This is a genomic window from Streptomyces sp. NPDC088810 (assembly GCF_044750305.1).
GTDB lineage: Bacteria > Actinomycetota > Actinomycetes > Streptomycetales > Streptomycetaceae > Streptomyces.
Window position 1 is genome coordinate 565,364 of record NZ_JBIVJQ010000002.1, and the last position, 16,589, is coordinate 581,952.

10 protein-coding genes are annotated in these 16,589 nt (G+C 75.4%); 6 read left to right on the forward strand and 4 right to left on the reverse strand.

What is annotated here, in order from left to right:
- Nucleotides 1-106: 106 nt before the first annotated feature.
- Entirely contained in the window at nt 107-847 is a 741-nt protein-coding gene (locus ACIP4Y_RS09105) for an SDR family NAD(P)-dependent oxidoreductase (protein ID WP_401389803.1), read from the reverse strand.
- 102 nt (nt 848-949) lie between these two features.
- Between ACIP4Y_RS09105 and ACIP4Y_RS09110 the strand changes: the two genes are divergently transcribed.
- A complete protein-coding gene (locus tag ACIP4Y_RS09110) occupies nt 950-1,339 on the forward strand; it encodes a MerR family transcriptional regulator (RefSeq protein WP_358646474.1) in 390 nt (129 codons plus the stop codon).
- A 17-nt stretch (nt 1,340-1,356) separates the two neighbouring features.
- Here the strand turns inward: ACIP4Y_RS09110 and ACIP4Y_RS09115 are convergent, their stop codons facing one another.
- Nucleotides 1,357-5,277, reverse strand: coding sequence for a BTAD domain-containing putative transcriptional regulator (locus tag ACIP4Y_RS09115; protein ID WP_401389807.1), 3,921 nt, complete (start codon nt 5,275-5,277; stop codon nt 1,357-1,359).
- Nucleotides 5,278-5,509: 232 nt separating this feature from the next.
- On the opposite strand from ACIP4Y_RS09115, the gene ACIP4Y_RS09120 reads away from it, so the two are divergent.
- The 5 genes from ACIP4Y_RS09120 to ACIP4Y_RS09140 all read left to right on the forward strand — a co-directional run bounded on the left by ACIP4Y_RS09120 (nt 5,510) and on the right by ACIP4Y_RS09140 (nt 11,884).
- Nucleotides 5,510-6,745, forward strand: coding sequence for an MFS transporter (locus tag ACIP4Y_RS09120; RefSeq protein ID WP_401389810.1), 1,236 nt, complete (start codon nt 5,510-5,512; stop codon nt 6,743-6,745).
- A gap of 396 nt (nt 6,746-7,141) precedes the next feature.
- Nucleotides 7,142-8,389, forward strand: a complete 1,248-nt coding sequence (locus ACIP4Y_RS09125) for a transposase (RefSeq protein WP_401389813.1) — start codon at nt 7,142-7,144, stop codon at nt 8,387-8,389.
- Complete coding sequence (locus ACIP4Y_RS09130) at nt 8,386-9,075, forward strand: response regulator transcription factor (RefSeq protein WP_358646466.1); 690 nt, start codon at nt 8,386-8,388, stop codon at nt 9,073-9,075. Before ACIP4Y_RS09125 ends, ACIP4Y_RS09130 begins: the two co-directional genes overlap by 4 nt.
- A 119-nt stretch (nt 9,076-9,194) precedes the next feature.
- Nucleotides 9,195-10,562, forward strand: a complete 1,368-nt coding sequence (locus ACIP4Y_RS09135; RefSeq protein WP_401390653.1) for an NtaA/DmoA family FMN-dependent monooxygenase — start codon at nt 9,195-9,197, stop codon at nt 10,560-10,562.
- Nucleotides 10,559-11,884, forward strand: a complete 1,326-nt coding sequence (locus ACIP4Y_RS09140; RefSeq protein ID WP_401389816.1) for an LLM class flavin-dependent oxidoreductase — start codon at nt 10,559-10,561, stop codon at nt 11,882-11,884. The genes ACIP4Y_RS09135 and ACIP4Y_RS09140 overlap by 4 nt, the downstream gene beginning before the upstream one ends.
- Here ACIP4Y_RS09140 and ACIP4Y_RS09145 read toward each other — a convergent pair.
- Together ACIP4Y_RS09145 and ACIP4Y_RS09150 are read right to left on the reverse strand one after the other, a co-directional pair.
- Nucleotides 11,779-13,710 (reverse strand): SWIM zinc finger family protein, encoded by a 1,932-nt coding sequence (locus ACIP4Y_RS09145; RefSeq protein ID WP_401389819.1) that lies wholly within the window; start codon nt 13,708-13,710, stop codon nt 11,779-11,781. The two genes, ACIP4Y_RS09140 and ACIP4Y_RS09145, sit on opposite strands and share 106 nt — an antisense overlap.
- Nucleotides 13,707-16,574 (reverse strand): DEAD/DEAH box helicase, encoded by a 2,868-nt coding sequence (locus ACIP4Y_RS09150; RefSeq protein WP_401389822.1) that lies wholly within the window; start codon nt 16,572-16,574, stop codon nt 13,707-13,709. The genes ACIP4Y_RS09145 and ACIP4Y_RS09150 overlap by 4 nt, the downstream gene beginning before the upstream one ends.
- Between the last annotated feature and the right edge of the window lie 15 nt (nt 16,575-16,589).

The window sequence follows — 16,589 nt, forward strand, 5'->3', positions numbered from 1 at the left end:
CGGACAATTCCGGGAACCGCTTGTTGTGTGCCGGAAAGCAAAAAGCCCCCGCCGGCTGGGCCGGCGGGGGCTGGGGTTCGGGGCCGTCGTGGCGGACGGGCGCGGGTCAGGTGGTGTAGCCGCCGTCCACGGCGAGGGAGGTGCCGGTGATGTAGCGGCCGGCCGGTCCCGCCAGGTAGGCCACCGCGGCGGCGATGTCCTCCACCTCGCCGTACCGGCCGAGGGCGGTGAGGGAGGCCTGCCACTCGGCGGAGTCGCCGTCGGCCGGGTTCATGTCGGTGTCGATCGGGCCCGGGTCCACGAGCGTGGCGGTGATCCCGCGCGGCCCCAGCTCCCGGGCCAGTCCCTTGGTCAGACCGACGAGCGCGGTCTTGGCCATCGCCTGGAGGACGAAGTTGCCGGCCGGGACACGGCCGTTGAAGCAGGAGCCGATGCTGATGATCCGCCCGCCGTCGCCCATGTGCCGGGCGGCGGCCTGCGCGGCCAGGAACACCGACCGGACGTCGGCGGCGAGCACCTTGTCCAGGTACTCGGGGGTCACCTCGTCCAGCGGGCCGTAGGCGAGGAAGCCCGCGTTGTTCACCAGGATGTCGATGCCGCCCAGTTCCCGGACGGTCTGCTCCACGGCCTCGGCTGCGTCGTTCGGCCGGGTCAGGTCGGCCCGGACGACCGCCGCCCGGCCGCCGTCCGCCTCGATCGCCTTGGCGACCTCGCGGGCCTGGTCCTCCGCCTGGACGTAGGTCAGCGCGACCGCCGCTCCCGCGTCGGCCAGCCGCTTCGCCACCGCCGCGCCGATACCGCGGCTGCCGCCGGTCACCAACGCCACTTTGCCGGTCAGGTCACTCATCGATGCTTCCTCCGTAGACGGTTCGGTGTTCGCCGTACCGCTACGCTAAAAGCTGACACCGGTGTGAGATTCAAGTCCTTGAAGGACACAGGGGGTCGGACCATGCGGATCGGTGAACTGGCCAGGCGCAGCGGGGTGAGCGAGCGGTCGCTGCGCTACTACGAGGCCCAGGGCCTGCTCCAGGCGGAGCGGACCCCCGGCGGCCACCGGGACTACGGCGAATGGGCCGTCGACCGGGTCATCCGCATCCAGGCGCTGTACGCCGCGGGCCTGAACAGCAAGAAGATCGCCCAGCTGCTGCCGTGCATGCGCGACGGCGACGGCACGCCGAGCGCGAGCGCGACGCCCCGGCTCGTCGACGAACTCACCGCCGAGCGCGACCGGCTCGACCGGATGATCGCCGACCTGGTCCGCTCCCGCGATGTCCTGGACGGCATCATCAGCACCGCGTCGACGGGCCTGGGCGCGGCCGCCCTCGCCGGTGGCGGCTGAGTCCTCCCCGGCGCGGCTCAGGCGGCCTGGTCGGCCAGCCCGGCCAGGGTGGTGCGGGCGTGGCGCTCCGCCTCGGCGGGGCTCAGCCGCGCCCCGCGCTCGAACGCCTCGGTGAAGGCGCGCCGGCCCAGGACGGAGCGGGCCGCCGCGGTGACGCGGTCGACGTCGGCGCGTTCGGCGGGCGGCAGGGGCGCGCCGACGCTGCGGCGGGCGGCGTGGGCGGCGCCGAGGAGCAGGGCCGCACAGGTGGCGCCGGACCGGTCGCCGCCCAGCGCGGCCGTGCCGGCGAGCCCCTCCAGGGAGAGGGCGAGGGCACGCGGCTCGTCCAGCAAGTGGGCGATCCCGAGGCTGCGCAGATGGTGGGCGGCGGACCGGGCGGCGTCGCCGCGGAGTTCGGCGATGAATCCGAGTTCGGCGTGGAGCAGGTGGTCGCCGGCCGGTGAGGAGACGTCGGCGTGGGCGTCGCGGATGCGCAGCAGGTGCGCCTCGGCCGCGTCGATGTCGCCGGAGCGGCGCGCGCCGAGGGCCAGGCCCATGTCGGCGTGGATCTCGCCGTACTTGTAGCCCTGGTCGACGGCGATACGGCGGGCCTGCTCGTGCAGTGCGCGGGCGCGGTCGAAGTCGTGGGCGAGCAGCGCGAGACGGCCGAGCCCGGACAGCCGGGCCGACACCTCGGCCTCCAGGTTCAACTCCCGGGCGATCTGGAGTCCTTCGTGCTGCCGGTGCGCCGCCTGCTCGTACTCGCCCTTGATCTCGGCGAGCGCGGCGAGCGGTGAGACGGTCTGCAGTTCGCCCCACCGGTCGCCCAGGCCGCGGAAGAGGGCACGGCTGCGCTGCCCGTCACGGGCCAGGCCGTCCAGGTCACCGCGGACCAGGGCGAGCGCCGCCCGCAGGCCGAGCGCGGCGGCGATCCCCCACTGCTCGTCCGCGGCCTCGAAGTGGATCAACGCGCGGGTGTTCAGGGCGCGGCTGCCGTCCAGGTCGCCGACGCTGAACCGGCCGTAGGCGTTGAGCCACAGCGCCCGGGCGCGGCGCACCGGGTCGGGTACGGCGTCGGCGTGGCAGGTCACCGTGCGCTCCCCGGTCAGCAGCCCGAAAGCGCAGTGCAGCAGGGCGAGTTCGGGATCGCAGCGGCCTGCGGTGGCGGTGAGGACGGCGGCCAGGCCGCGGCGGGCCTCGGTGAGGCGGCCGCGCAGCAGCCACCACCAGGACAGGGCGGTGGCGAGCCGTACGGCTTCCTCGCTGTGCCCCGCCGCGGCGCGGCGCACCGCCTCGTCCAGGGCGGCGCGCAGGTTGCACGCCTCGGTGTCCAGGCGGGTCAGCCAGTCCCGCTGCCGCGGACCGCGCAGCCGCTGCTCGGCGTGTTCGGCGAACGCGAGGTAGTGCCGCAGGTGGCGTTCGCGGGCCGCGGCCTCGTCGGCGGTCTCCCGCAACCGCTCGGTGGCGTAGGCGGCGACCGACTCCAGGAGGCGGTACCGGGGGCCGGCCGGGCCGTCCGTGACGACGACGAGGGACTTCTCGACGAGCCGGGTGACGAGGTCGAGCACCGCCCCGCGGGCCACGCCGTCGCCCGCGCACACCGCCTCCGCCGCGTCGAGGCCGCAGCCGTCGCGGTGCACGGCGAGGCGGCTCAGCACGAGGCGTTCGGGCGCGCTCAGCAGCTCCCAGCTCCAGTCGATCACCGCGCGCAGGGTCTGCTGGCGGGCGGGCGCGCCCCGCTGCCCGGAGGTCAGCACCCGGAACCGGTCGCCGAGGCGGGCGGCCAGCTCCCGTACGCCGAGGGCGCGGACGCGGGTCGCCGCGAGTTCCAGGGCGAGCGGGATGCCGTCCAGGCGGCGGCAGATCTCGGCCACGGCGGCGTGGTCGGCTGCCGCGCCCTCACCGGTGCCGTCGGGCCCGTCGGAGCCGAGCCGGAAGCCGGGCGCGCAGGCGGCGGCCCGCTCGGTGAACAGGCGTACGGCGTCCGGGGTGGGCAGCGGCTCGACCAGGAACACGGTCTCGCCGGCCAGGGCGAGGGGTTCCTGGCTGGTGGTGAGGATGCGCAGCTGGGGGGCGCTGCGCAGGAGCAGCGCGACCAGTTCGGCGGCGGCCCCGACGACGTGCTCGCAGTTGTCCAGCACGAGGAGGGTACGGCGGTCGCGCAGGGCGGCGGTCAGCCGGTGCACGGGGGAGGTGGCGCCGGTGCCGGTCGCGGGCGGGGCGGAGGGGGCGTCGTCCCGGATGCCGAGGGTGGCGGCGACGAGGTCGGCGAGGTCGTCGGGGGCGGCGCTGCGGACCCCCGCGAACTCGACGAACCAGGCCCCGTCGGGCAGTCCGGCGCCCCCGCCGGCGACCTCCTGCGCGGCAGCCACCGCCAGCCGTGTCTTCCCGACGCCGCCGGGCCCGGTGAGAGTCACCAGCCGCTGCCGCCCGAGAAGCCGGGAGAGATCCGCGAGGGCCTCTCCCCGCCCGATGAGGGCGGTGAGGGGGACGGGCAGGTTGGTGGGTGCGGGGGCGGACGCCGGAGGTGGGGGCGTGGTGGTTGTGGTGGGTGCGGGGGCGGGCTCAGGGGGTGACGGGGCGGGGTGCGGTGACGCGGCATCCGGCAGCGCGGGGTTCGGCGACCCGGGTTGCGGCGACGCAGGGTACGGCGACCCGGCACCCAACGGCTCGCCGTCCAGCGGCCCGGCGTAAGGCGACCCGGCGTACGGCGGCCCGATAGGCGACGGTGCAGTATGCGGCACTCCGGGGTGCGACGACCCGGCAGGCGACGACCCGGCGTATGACGACCCGGCGTCCGGCGCCCCCGCCTGGGGCGCCCCAGCAGACCGCGACCCGCGCTGCGACCCGGAACCCAACGGTTCGACGTCCGGCGACCCGACGGGCGACGGCCCAGCGTGCGGCGACTCCGCAGTCTGCGACCCCGGTCGCGGCGATGCAGGGTGCGGCGGCCCGGCGTCCAAGTGCCCGGCGGACGGCGCCCCGGCACGCGACGGCCCGGCGTGCGGCGACCCCGGATGTGACGCCCCGGCAGGCGGCAGCACGGACCGACCGCCCGAAGCCGGAGCACCGGCGCCATCGGCCGGAACCGGGGCGACGTCCTGACCCGCCGGGGCCGGGACGACGACATGACCAGCCGGAGCCGGAACCACACCAGGACCAGCCGGAGCCAGGGCGGGACCAGCCGGAGACACCGCGGGACCGGTCGACAGCGGCGTGGCCGGGTCCAGAGCCGGGTCCTGGCGGAGCATCGCCTGGTGCAGTGCGCTCACCGCGGGGCCGGGGCAGGCGCCCAGCTCGTCGGCGAGGCGGGTGCGCAGGTCCTCGTACGACGCGAGCGCCTCGCCCTGGTGGCCGGCCCGGTACAGCGCCTGCATCTGCACCACCCGCAGCCGCTCCCGCAGCGGATGCTCGGCCACCAGCGCGGCCAGCTCCCCGGCGAGCAGCAGGTGGTCCCCCGCCGCCAGGCGGGCCTCGGCCCGCTCCTCCAGCACGGCCAGCCGCTGTTCCGCCAGGCACTCGCGGGCCGCCCGGGCGAACTCCTCGTCGGCGAAGTCGGCGTAGGCCGGCCCCCGCCACAGTCCGAGCGCCTCGGTGAGCAGGGCCGCCCGCGCCCGCGGGTCGGTGACGGAGCGGGCCTGGGCGACGAGGCGGCCGAACCGTGCGACGTCCACGTCGTCGGCCGGGTCGAGCCGCAGCCGGTAGCCCGGGGGCTGCCGTACCAGCCGCTCCCGGCCGAGCACCCGGCGCAGTTGGGAGACCTTGGCCTGGAGCGCGCCCGCCGGGTTGCCGGGGAGGTGGTCGCCCCACAGGTCGTGGATGAGCCGGTCGGCGGAGACGGGGCCGCCCTCGTGCGCGAGCAGATCCGCGAGCAGCGCCCGCACCTTGGTCTCGGCGACCCGGACCGGCTCCCCTTCGTCGTCCCACACCGCGAGTGGTCCGAGCACCCCTAACCGCATGTGCACCACCGTACCCGTTGCGTGAACGCTCCCGGCAGGTCCGGCACCGGATCGGCCTGTTCCGGCCCCCGTTCCGGAAGCTTTTCCGAAGCTTTCCCGAAGTGGCCGCGCGCACTGTCGTACTCCCCGGACGGACGGCCGCCGGGCGTGCCCGGCGGGCGGCGCGGCGGGGCCCCCTCTCCCGCTGCGACGTCCGGGCATCGCCCCAGCACGATACGGAGTACAGACCCCCATGAGCGCCTCACCCGAGACCGCCGCCGCTTCCGGCGCCGCGCCGCCCGCCGGGCGGGAGGGCACGGAGCCGCCGCAGAGACTGCCGATGCTCGCCCTGCTCGCCCTCGCCACCGCGGTGTTCATCACCAGCCTGACCGAGACGCTGCCCGCGGGCCTGCTCCCCGACATGAGCCACGACCTGCGGGTGAGCGAGTCCGCGACCGGGCAGACGGTCACCATCTACGCGATCGGCACCGCGCTCACCGCCATCCCGCTGACGGCGGCCACCGCGGGCTGGCGGCGCAAGCGGCTGCTGCTCACCGCCGTGGCGGGCTTCGCGGCGGCCAACACGGTCACGGCCGTGTCGTCCGTCTACGGCCTGACGATGGTGGCCCGTTTCCTCGCCGGCGTCGCCGCGGGCCTGGCGTGGGCCCTGCTCGCCGGCTACGCGCGGCGGTTGGCACCGGTGCCGTTGCAGGGCCGGGCGATCGCCGTCGCCATGGCGGGCATCCCGGTGGCGCTCTCCCTCGGCGTGCCCGCGGGGACCTTCCTCGGCCAGGCCGTCGGCTGGCGCGTGGCGTTCCTGGCGATGACGGCGCTCACGGCGGTGCTGCTGCTGTGGATCACCGCCGCGGTGCCCGACCACCCGGGCCGGCAGCGCGGCGGACGCCCGCGCATGCTGCGGGCGCTGGGGGTCCCGGGAGTGCGTCCGGTGCTCTTCGTGACGCTCGTCTTCGTGCTGGCGCACACGGTCCTGTACGCCTACATCGCCACCTTCCTGGACGGGCTGGACATGGGCGGCCAGACCGATCTGGTGCTGCTCGCCTTCGGTGTCACCTCGCTGCTCAGCATCTGGATCGTGGGCGCCCAGATCCAGCACCGGCTGCGTTCGCTGACGATCGCCAGCACCCTGCTGGTGGCGGCCGCCGCCGCGCTGCTCGCGGCACTGAGCGACGGCGGGGCCCCGGTGTACGTCGCCGCCGCGCTGTGGGGGCTGGGCTGGGGCGGGCTGCCGACCCTGCTGCAGACCGCCGTCGGCGACGCGGGCGGTGAACAGGCCGATGCGGCCCAGGCGATGCTCGTCACGCTGTGGAACGTGGCCATGGCCGGCGGCGGTGTGCTGGGCGGGGTCCTGCTGGACGCGGCAGGCAGCGCTTCCTTCCCCTGGACGGTGCTGCTGCTCCTGCTGCCGGTGCTCGCCGTCGTGCTCGCCGCCCGCGGCCACGGCTTCCCGGCCCGGCGCCCGGGCGGCTGACTTCCGCAAAGAAAAGCAAACTGTCGCCTATTCAACGAATGGCTCGGCCCGGCGCGCAATGTGATGTTCATACGCGGGTGACGGCAGGCGGCTTTCTTTCGGACCTTCTGCGCCGGTGGCCGTGATCATCGGCCGAAGGGCCGGCCGAGCCCCCCTGACCAGCGCAGACAGTGCCCGTTCCGGGATCCGACCGGGGTGCGGGGGCTTTCCGGAGCCCCTCGTCCCGTTTCGGCCCCCTCCCCCTTGCGGGCCTGTTTGCGCTGGTCAGCGGCCGAAATGGCAAAGTGACAGCACGAGGCGTGAATTTGGCGATGCAGCCGGTAGCTTTGTCCCTCGTACGGCTGCCCGTACATCGTCACTGTGGGGCGACACGACTGCGAGGGGGCGTAGTTAAACATGTCGTCATTGGGAGTGCGCGTCGCAGCAGGGGAGCGCGAGCGCATACAAACGTTCGTTGAAAGCGTATTCAATCCACTCCACCGCGCGGAACAACGCCGCTGGGCCCGGGTGTACTTGTGGGGACTGATCCACACACCGGGCAAGAAGACCCCGCGGCGCATGGCCGAGGCCGGTTTATTGCCCGCCGGAGCGGCGCACGGTCTGCACCAGTTCATCAACAGCAGCACGTGGGCCTGGGAACCGGTGCGCCGCGCACTCGGCCGGACCGTCGCGGCGCACCGCCCGGCGTACGCCTGGACGGTCGCCGATCTCCTCATCCCGAAGCAGGGTGAACACTCGGTGGGGGTGCACCGTCGCCTGGACCAAGCGACCGGACGCATCATCAACTGCCAGCGTGGTGTGGGCCTCTTCCTGTCGGCGGGCACCCGCTGCTACCCCGTCGACTGGAGCCTCGTCCTCGACGGGGCGTGGGACTGGGACGACCTGCGCCGGCGCCGGGCGCGCATACCGGAGGCGGAGACCGGGCGCCCCGTGGGGGCGTTCGTGCTCGGCTTCGCCGCCGGAGTCACCGCCGCGCAACCGCGGTTGCCCAAGGCGCCCTGGGTGCTCAACCTCACCCAGCGGTGCGACGACGCGAGCGGGGTCATGGCCGGGCTCGCCCGCCGCGAGCTGGACTTCGTGTGCGAGGTCGATCCCGGACAGATCGTGCTCGTCGGCCGTCCCGCACCGCGGGTGATCACCGTCGGAGAACTGATGGAGGAGTCGCACGCCCGGCAACCGCACGTGCTCATGCGCCCGTTGGAACACGGCGGTTCGAAGGCGGTACGGGTGAACGTGTACGGCGGAACGGTACGGCTGTCCCAGCGCGGGGCCGCCAAGGACGGCGTCTCACGGACGTACCACGTCCTGGAACAGCCCTCCGCCGACAGCGGTCAGCCCGCCCGGTACTGGATCACCAGCCTGATGGACCGGGGCGTGGAGGAGGTCCTGGCGCTGGCCCGCCGTCAGACCGTCGCCCGCGCGACCGTGGACACACTGGGGGAACGTTTCGGCGTGCTCGACTTCGAGGGCCGTTCCTTCCCCGGCTGGCACCACCACATGACCATGGTCTCGGCGGCGTACGCCTACCAGCAGCTGTACGGCGCTCCCGGCCCTGTCCCCGCGCCGGCCACAGGGCTGTCCGCGGCACCCGCCGAAGCCGCGGGCTGCTGGGCGGGCGCCGGAGCGAAAGGCCTGGGCGCGTGAAGAAAGTGCTGGTCGTGGAGCCGGACGCCACTGCGGCCGAGACCACGGTGGGCGATCTGCGCCGGCAGGGCTACGCCGCCCACACCGTCGACAGGGGGGCTCGGATCCTGCGGTCGTACCACGACGCCGATCTGGTGCTGCTCTCCCTGGATCTGCCCGACATCGACGGACTGGAGGTGTGCCGCACGCTGCGGGCGGAAAGCGACATTCCGCTGATCGCCAGCACGCACCGCGACAACGAACTGGAAAGGGTGCTCGCGCTCAAGGCGGGAGCGGACGACTGTGTGCTCCGGACGTGGAGTCCGCGGGAGATCGGCGCGCGCATCGAGGCGGTGCTGCGGCGCACCCGGCCGCACTCGACGGGCGCGGACAGCATCTCGCTGCGGCCGTTGCACATCGATCCGCGGACGCGGGAGGTACGGCTGCGCGACCGCGTGGTCGACGTGACCGCCACGGAGTTCGAGCTGCTCTACACGCTGGCCGCCCGGCCGGACTCCGTGGTCTCCCGGAAGGAGCTGATGGCCAAGGTCTGGGGCAGCAACTGGGTGCGCACCAGCCGCACCATCGACACGCACGTGAGCAGCCTGCGGGCGAAACTCGGCTCCAGCCGGTGGATCATCACGGTGCGCGGGGTCGGCTACCGCATGGGACACGTCGGGCAGGTGCCCGAGACGTCCGCGGGCTGAACCGTCCGGCCCGCCGTTCGCGGGGCACGTGCGGTGCCGGCCACCGCGCGTGCCCGGGGCCTCGCCCTGCCCCTCTTGTCCAGCGAAGAACCGTTACGCCTGCGCGCTTCAGAAGGAGCATCTTGACGAAGCAGATCCATCTCGCCGCTCAGTTGCCGGGCATCCACAACGTCACCGTCTGGTCGGACCCGCGTTCCCGGAGCCAGATCGCCATCGGCTCCTTCGTGGACCTCGCACGGACCGCGGAGCGCGGCAAGTTCGACTTCTTCTTCCTCGCCGAGGGGCTGCGGCTGCGCGAGCACAAGGGCAGTCTCTACGAGCTGGACGTGGCGGGCCGCCCGGACAACCTCACGATGCTGAGCGCCCTGGCCGCCGTCACCACCCGTCTCGGGGTCGCCGCCACCGTCAACGCCACGTTCAACGAGCCGTACGAGGTGGCGCGCCGGCTCGCGACCCTGGACCACCTCAGCGGCGGGCGGGCCGGCTGGAACGTGGTGACCAGCTTCGACGCCTTCACCGGTGAGAACTTCCGCCGCGGCGGCTTCCTCGCGGAGGCCGACCGCTACACGCGCGCCGCCGAGTTCCTGGCCACGGCGCGCGAACTGTGGGACAGCTGGGCCGACGGGGACGTGCGCGCCGACGCGGCGTCCGGGCGGTTCCTGCGCCCCGGGGCCGGTGCGTTCGCCCACCACGGCGAGCACTTCGACATCTCGGGGCGGTTCACCACCCCGCGCGCCCCGCAGGGGCACCCGGTGATCATCCAGGCCGGGGAGTCCGACCCGGGCCGTGAGTTCGCGGCCTCGGACGCCGAGGTGGTCTTCAGCAAGTACAACCGCCTGGACGAGGCCCGTGCCTTCTACCGGGACGTCAAGGGCCGTCTCGCCCGGTACGGCCGCTCGCCGGCCGACCTGCTGATCATGCCGACCGCCACCGTCGTCGTCGCCGACACCGACGAGGAGGCCGCGGCGTACGCCGACGAGATCACCCGGGCCCAGGTGAGCCCGCAGACCGCCATCGCCCACCTGGAGGCCGTCTGGGGCCGTGACCTGTCCGCGTACGATCCGGACGGGCCGCTGCCCGACATCGACCCGGAACCCGAGTCGCTGGTCCTGAAGGGGCATTCGGTGTTCCGCACCGGCCGGGCCGAGACCGCCCGGCGCTGGCGTGCCCTGGCCGAGGAACGCGGGCTGAGCATCCGCGAGCTGATGATCGAGGTGCACGGCGGACAGACCTTCGTCGGCAGCCCGCACACCGTCGCCGACGCCATCGACCACTTCGTGCAGAGCGACGGCGCCGACGGGTTCGTCTTCGCGACGCATCTGACGCCCGGCGGTCTGGACGACTTCGTGGACCGCGTGGTGCCCCTGCTGCAGGAGAAGGGCGTCCACCGCCCGGACTACACCGGCACGACCCTGCGGCACCACCTCGGCCTCGCCCCTCAGCCGCGCGCCGAGCGCACGTCCGGGAACGCACGGGAGGCATCGTGAACGACAGCCCGCTCCACCTCGCCGTCGCCCTCGACGGCGCCGGCTGGCACCCCGCGGCCTGGCGGTCCGAGGACGCCCGCCCCGGCGCCCTGTTCACCGCCGCGTACTGGGCGGACCTGGTCGCGGAGGCCGAACGCGGCCTGCTCGACCTCGTCACCTTCGAGGACGCCCTCGGCCCGCAGTCGGCCGCGCCGCACCGCCCCGACGACCGGACCGACCAGGTCCGCGGCAGCCTGGACGCGGTCCTGCTCGCCTCCCACCTGGCCCTGCTCACCACGCACATCGGCCTGGTCCCCACGGTCAACGTCACCCACACCGAGCCGTTCCACGTCGCCGTGGGTATCGCCACCCTCGACCATGTCAGCGAGGGCCGGGCCGGCTGGCGTCCGCAGATCGCCTCACGCGCCGCCGACGCCGCCCACTTCGGCCGCCGTACCACCCCGCAGCTGACCGACGACGACGTACGCGACCCCGAACTGATCGCCAGGCGGCTGCGTCCGCTGTTCGCCGAGGCCACCGACGTGGTGGAGGTGGCACGGCGGCTGTGGGACAGCTGGGAGGACGACGCGGAGATACGGGACACGGCCACGGGCCGCTTCCTCGACCGCGACAAGCTGCACCACATCGACTTCGAGGGCCCGTACTTCAGCGTCAAGGGCCCCTCGATCACCCCGCGCCCGCCGCAGGGCCAGCCGGTGGTGGCGAGCCTCGCGCACGCCTCGACGCCGTACGAGTTCGCGGCGCGCGGCTGCGACGTCGTCTTCGTCACGCCCCGCGACCGTACGGGCGCCAAGGCGATCCTCGCGCAGGTGGACGAGGCCGTCGACCGGGTCGGCAGGGACCTGCGGGACCGGCCGCTGCGCCGGTTCGCGGACCTGGTCGTCTTCCTGGACGACGAGCCCGGCGCCGCCGCCCGCCGCAAGGAGCGCCTGGACGCGCTGGACGGCGCCGCGTACACCTCGGACGCCGCCGTCTTCACGGGCACCCCCGGCGAGCTGGCCGACCTGCTGCTCGACTGGCGCACGGCCGGACTCGACGGCTTCCGCCTGCGCCCCGGCGCGCTGCCGCACGACCTCACCGCGATCACCCGGCGGCTGGTGCCGGAACTGCAGCGCCGCGACGCGTTCCGCGGCACGTACGGCACCGGGACCCTGCGGGCCCGGCTGGGCCTGCCAGCTCCCCGCAACCGGTACGCGCAGGACGGCCGACCCGGCGTTCAGAGGCAGTCCTCCGGTATGCCGAGCCCGGTCAGCGCGCCCACCGGGTCGAGGTCCGGGGTGCCGCGGGGCCACCAGTCGTCCCGGCCGGGCTCCGACTCGTAGGCGTACCACAGGCCGTCGCGGCCCAGGCGCAGCTGGACGTGGCCGCGGGGGTGGGTGAGACGGTTGCGCCAGGGGCGGAACGCCGGGAGGTCGGCCGCGAGCAGCAGCGGGCGGGCCCGGTCGAAACGGCCGGCCGGCGGGTCCCACGGCTCCTCCAGGACGTCCAGCCCCGCCGGGCCGCCCTGCCGCCAGGCCGCGACGGCACGCGCGAGCTCGGCCGGGGTGCGGCCGACGGCGTCGGCGAGCGTGGCGTACAGCGTGCGGGTGGCCGCGGTCAGCCCGGAGCCGGGGCGGGCCGCGGCGAGCCGTACCGCGTCCTGCCACAGCGTCAGCTCGCCGACCGGGTCGCGTCCGGTGCCGAGCAGGGCGTGGGCGCGGGCGGCGGCGTCGGTCGCCAGCTGGTCCAGCGCGAAGGGGTCCGGGCCGCCGGGCGCCGACGGATAGGCCGGGGGCTGCTCGGGGTGCGGGGGCACCGGCAGCGGCGGGGGCAGCGGGGGGCGTTCGCGCGCGGCGAGCGCCTCGGTGGCCCGGATTCCGGGCAGGGTCTGCGGCTGCCGTTCCCGGGCGGCACGGGCCGCACGGGCGGCGCTGCGCCGGGACAGCGCGTCGAGCAGCTCCTTCTCGCCCCGGCCGCGCAGCAGGAGGAGCACGAACGGGTCGGCGTCGAGCAGGCGGGCCGTCTGGTAGCAGAGGGCGGCGGCGTGCTTGCAGGGGTGACCGGAGTCCGGGCAGCTGCAACGGGGGACGAGGTCACCGGGGCCGGGCAGCAGGGGCACCCCGCAGTCGGCGAGCGAGTGGGGCAGTTCCTTGTCGAGCAGCGCCGCGATGTGCCCCGGCCGGTCGGCCGCGGCGTCCAGGAACCGCTCCCAGTCCTCGTCCTCCAGCGTCCGCACCCGCACCTGCACCCGGTAGGGCCGGGGCCTGCTGCCGCGCACGTACGCCAGCACCAGTCCCGGTGTGACGGTGATCGCGTCCACATGCCCCTGGTCCGCGTACCCCCGCCCCCGCGCCAGCCGCTTGGCGTCCAACGCGCCCCGCTCCAGCGCCTCCACCCAGGCATTGCCCCACCAGGTCCCGGCGAACGGGACGTCCTCCCCGGCGTCCTCGCGGGGCGCGAACGCCGGGAAGGTGCGCCGGAGTTCGCTGTCGCGGTGGGGGGTGGCCATGGTGGCGGGCACGTGCGGGGCTGCGGGAGCGGGGCCGGCCGGCCCGTGCCCTCGCGAGGGCGCGGGGGCTGACACCGGCGTCGGCGGGGCCGGCTCGGCGGGCGTGGGCGGGGTGGGGGCCGGCTGCTCCGGCTCGTCGGGGGTCTCCGCCCACGTGGGCATGCGGAAGGCGGTCGCCAAGTAGTGCCGCATGTCCTGGACGGCCCTGGCCTTGGCGGCCTGGGACTCCTCCGCGGGCGCGGACGGGGTGCGCGGCGCCGCGGGGCCGGGACGCGCGGGGGCCCGGTGCTCGCGCCGAGGCTCCGCCGCCTCCGCGCGCAGGGCTTCCCGCCGGGCGGCGCGCAGTGCCTCCCGCGCCACATCACCGGGGCGCCCGCCCGCGGCACGGCCGGAGCCGGATTCCGGAGCGGGACGTACGGCCTCGTCGGGGCCTTCGCCCGTTGCCGGGTCGGCCGCGGCGGACCTGAGCGCCGCCCGTGCCACGTCACCCGGCCTCGGCTCGGTGCCGTCGGTGCCGTCGGCGTGCGCCGTCTCCTCCGCGGCCGGGTCTTGCGCTGCCTGGCCCTCGCCGGGATCCGGGTCGGACTCGGCCCGTTCCCGGGCGGCGCGCAGGGCCTGGCGGGCGGCGTCGCCGGGGCGGGGACGGTCGGTGCCCGTCATGGCGTCCTCCGCAGGGAGACGAGGTCGGACAGCTCACGGTCCGTCAGCTCGGTGAGGGCGGCCTCGCCGGAACCGAGGACGGCGTCGGCCAGGGCGCGTTTGGCGGCGAGCATCTCGGCGATCCGGTCCTCCACCGTGCCCTCGGTGACCAGGCGGTGCACCTGGACCGGCTGGGTCTGCCCGATGCGGTAGGCGCGGTCGGTGGCCTGTTCCTCGACGGCCGGGTTCCACCAGCGGTCGAAGTGGACGACGTGGCCCGCGCGGGTGAGGTTGAGGCCGGTGCCGGCGGCCTTCAGGGACAGCACCAGGACCGGGGTCTCGCCGTTCTGGAAGCGGTCCACCATGCGCTCGCGCTCCGGGACGGGGGTGCCGCCGTGCAGCAGGTCCACCGGGATCGCGCGGGCGGACAGGTGGGCGGTGATGAGGCGGGCCATGCCGACGTACTGGGTGAAGACGAGCGCCGAGCCGTCCTCGGCGAGCAGGGTGTCCAGCAGCTCGTCCAGCAGGGCGAGTTTGCCGGAGCGGGCGGCGAGCCGGTCGGGGTGGGCCTCCTCCTTCAGATACAGCGCCGGGTGGTCGCAGATCTGCTTCAGCGCGCCCAGCAGCTTCAGGACCAGGCCCCGGCGGGCGATGCCCTCGGCGGTCTCGATGGCCAGCATCGACTCGCGCACCACCGCCTCGTACAGCGCGGCCTGTTCGCGGGTGAGCGGCACCGGGTGGTCCGTCTCGGTCTTGGGCGGCAGCTCGGGGACGATGCCTGGGTCGGACTTCTTGCGGCGCAGGAGGAACGGCCGGACCAGGCGGGCCAGGCGCTCGACCGCCTCTGCGTCCTCCCCGTTCTCCACCGCCCGTGCGTGCCGGGCGCGGAAGGACTTCAGCGGGCCGAGGAGCCCGGGGGTGGTCCAGTCGAGCAGCGCCCACAGCTCGGAGAGGTTGTTCTCCACCGGGGTGCCGGTGAGCGCCACGCGCGCGGGGGCCGGGATGGTGCGCAGCGCCTTGGCGGTGGCCGAGTAGGGGTTCTTCACGTGCTGGGCCTCGTCGGCGACGACCATGCCCCAGCGCTGTCCGGCGAGGCGGGCCGCGGCGGAGCGCATGGTGCCGTACGTGGTGAGCACGAAGCCGCCCTCCAGTCCGTCCAGGCTGCGGTCCTGGCCGTGGAAGCGGCGGACGGGGACGCCGGGCGCGAACCGGGTGATCTCCCGCTGCCAGTTGCCGAGCAGGGAGGCCGGGCAGACCACGAGGGTCGGCTCGGTGCGCGCCCGCTTGAGGTGCAGGGCGATGAGGGTGACGGTCTTGCCGAGGCCCATGTCGTCGGCGAGGCAGCCGCCGAGGCCGAGGGAGGTCATCAGGTCCAGCCAGGCCAGGCCGCGCAGCTGGTAGTCGCGGAGGGTGGCGGCGAGTCCGGGCGGCGGCTCGGCGGGGCGCAGGCCCGCGGTGAGGCGGTCGCGGAGGGCGGCCAGCGCTCCGGCGGGGACGGCCTCGACGGTCTCGCCGTCGACCTCGGCGGTGCCGGTGAGGGCGACGGACAGCGCGTCGACGGGGTCGAGCAGACCGAGTTCGCGTTTGCGGGCCTTGCGGACGAGGGCCGGGTCGACCAGCACCCAGCGGTCCCGGAGCCGTACGACCGGGCGGTGGGCCTCGGCGAGGGTGTCCATCTCGGCCTCGCTCAGCGGATCGCCGCCGAGCGCCAGCTGCCAGCGGAACCGGAGCAGCTCCTCGCTCTCGAAGAAGCCGGTGCCGTCGGTCGCCGAGCCGGGCGCCGGGCGGACCACCGCGGTGGCGGTCAGGTCGCGGGCGAGGTCGCGGGGCCAGTGGACGGCGACCCCGGCGGCGGCCAGCCGGCTCGCCGCCACGCCGAGCAGCTCGCCGAGCTCCTCCTCGGACAGGGTGAGGACGTCGGGCACGTCCTGTTCGGCGAGGCGGTCCAGGGGCGGCCACACGCGGGCGGCGCGCCGGACGGCGAGGGCCGCGTCCACGCGCGCGCGGGGCCCGAACGCCGGGTCCGCGTCGCCCGTCCACAGGGCCGCCGCGTCGGCCACCAGGGTGGGGTCGGCGAGGCTGTGCACCTGCACGATCGCCGCCCCCGCGGCGCGCGTCCCCTCGTGCGCGCCGGCGTCGAAGACGTCGTACGCGGACAGGTCCAGGCGGAGCGAGATCCGCACCCCCGCGTCCATCCCGGCGGCGACCTCGGCCGCCCAGGCGTGCGCCTCGGGCAGGGCCTGGGGCTCGCGGGCGGCGAAGGGCCGGCCGGCGGTGTAGGGGGCGGCGGGCGTGCGGGGCAGGGTGTCGGCGACCGCGTCCAGGAAGGAGCGGACCAGGGCCTCCGGCTCGGGCAGGCACAGCGGGCCCGGCCCGGGGAGGGGCACGGCGTGGCCCTCGGGCGGCAGGGCGGCGGCGATGGCACGCAGGTGGGCGATGTCGTCGGGCTCCAGCGGGCCGGCCCGCCAGGCGTCGTGGCCGCCCGGGGTGAGGCCGGGCAGCAGCCGGCCGCGGGCGGCGAGCCGCAGCGCGTGCAGGGCGGCGGCGCCCCAGCAGGCCGTGGCCGGGTGGGCGGCCGGGTCGCGCCGGGCGCGGACCAGCAGCGGCAGGGCCTCGGCGAGCGGCAGGGTCAGCGCGGGCACCTGGCGGCGGCGCACACCGGCGCCATGGGGGCGTACGACCGTCAGCTCCTGCGGGGCGCGCCCGGTGCCGGCGGGCAGCGGGTCGCCGTCCGGGGACCAGAAGGCGAGGCGGCCCTCGCGCGGCAGGGCCGCGGGCAGGTAGACGGACGCGAGGCGCAGCGGGACCGGGTGCCCGGTCTCCGTCCCCGTCCCGGGCGTCGGGGAACTGCCCGTGCGCTCGGCCACCGCAGCCGTGCCGCCCATACGTCCTGCCACCTC

What these genes read in the sequence shown, in the direction of transcription:
- ACIP4Y_RS09105 (WP_401389803.1), bottom strand. Translation starts at nt 847, where the DNA reads ATGAGTGACCTGACCGGCAAAGTGGCGTTGGTGACCGGCGGCAGCCGC.
- ACIP4Y_RS09110 (WP_358646474.1), top strand. Translation starts at nt 950, where the DNA reads ATGCGGATCGGTGAACTGGCCAGGCGCAGCGGGGTGAGCGAGCGGTCG.
- ACIP4Y_RS09115 (WP_401389807.1), bottom strand. Translation starts at nt 5,277, where the DNA reads ATGCGGTTAGGGGTGCTCGGACCACTCGCGGTGTGGGACGACGAAGGG.
- ACIP4Y_RS09120 (WP_401389810.1), top strand. Translation starts at nt 5,510, where the DNA reads ATGAGCGCCTCACCCGAGACCGCCGCCGCTTCCGGCGCCGCGCCGCCC.
- ACIP4Y_RS09125 (WP_401389813.1), top strand. Translation starts at nt 7,142, where the DNA reads ATGTCGTCATTGGGAGTGCGCGTCGCAGCAGGGGAGCGCGAGCGCATA.
- ACIP4Y_RS09145 (WP_401389819.1), bottom strand. Translation starts at nt 13,710, where the DNA reads ATGACGGGCACCGACCGTCCCCGCCCCGGCGACGCCGCCCGCCAGGCC.
- ACIP4Y_RS09150 (WP_401389822.1), bottom strand. Translation starts at nt 16,574, where the DNA reads ATGGGCGGCACGGCTGCGGTGGCCGAGCGCACGGGCAGTTCCCCGACG.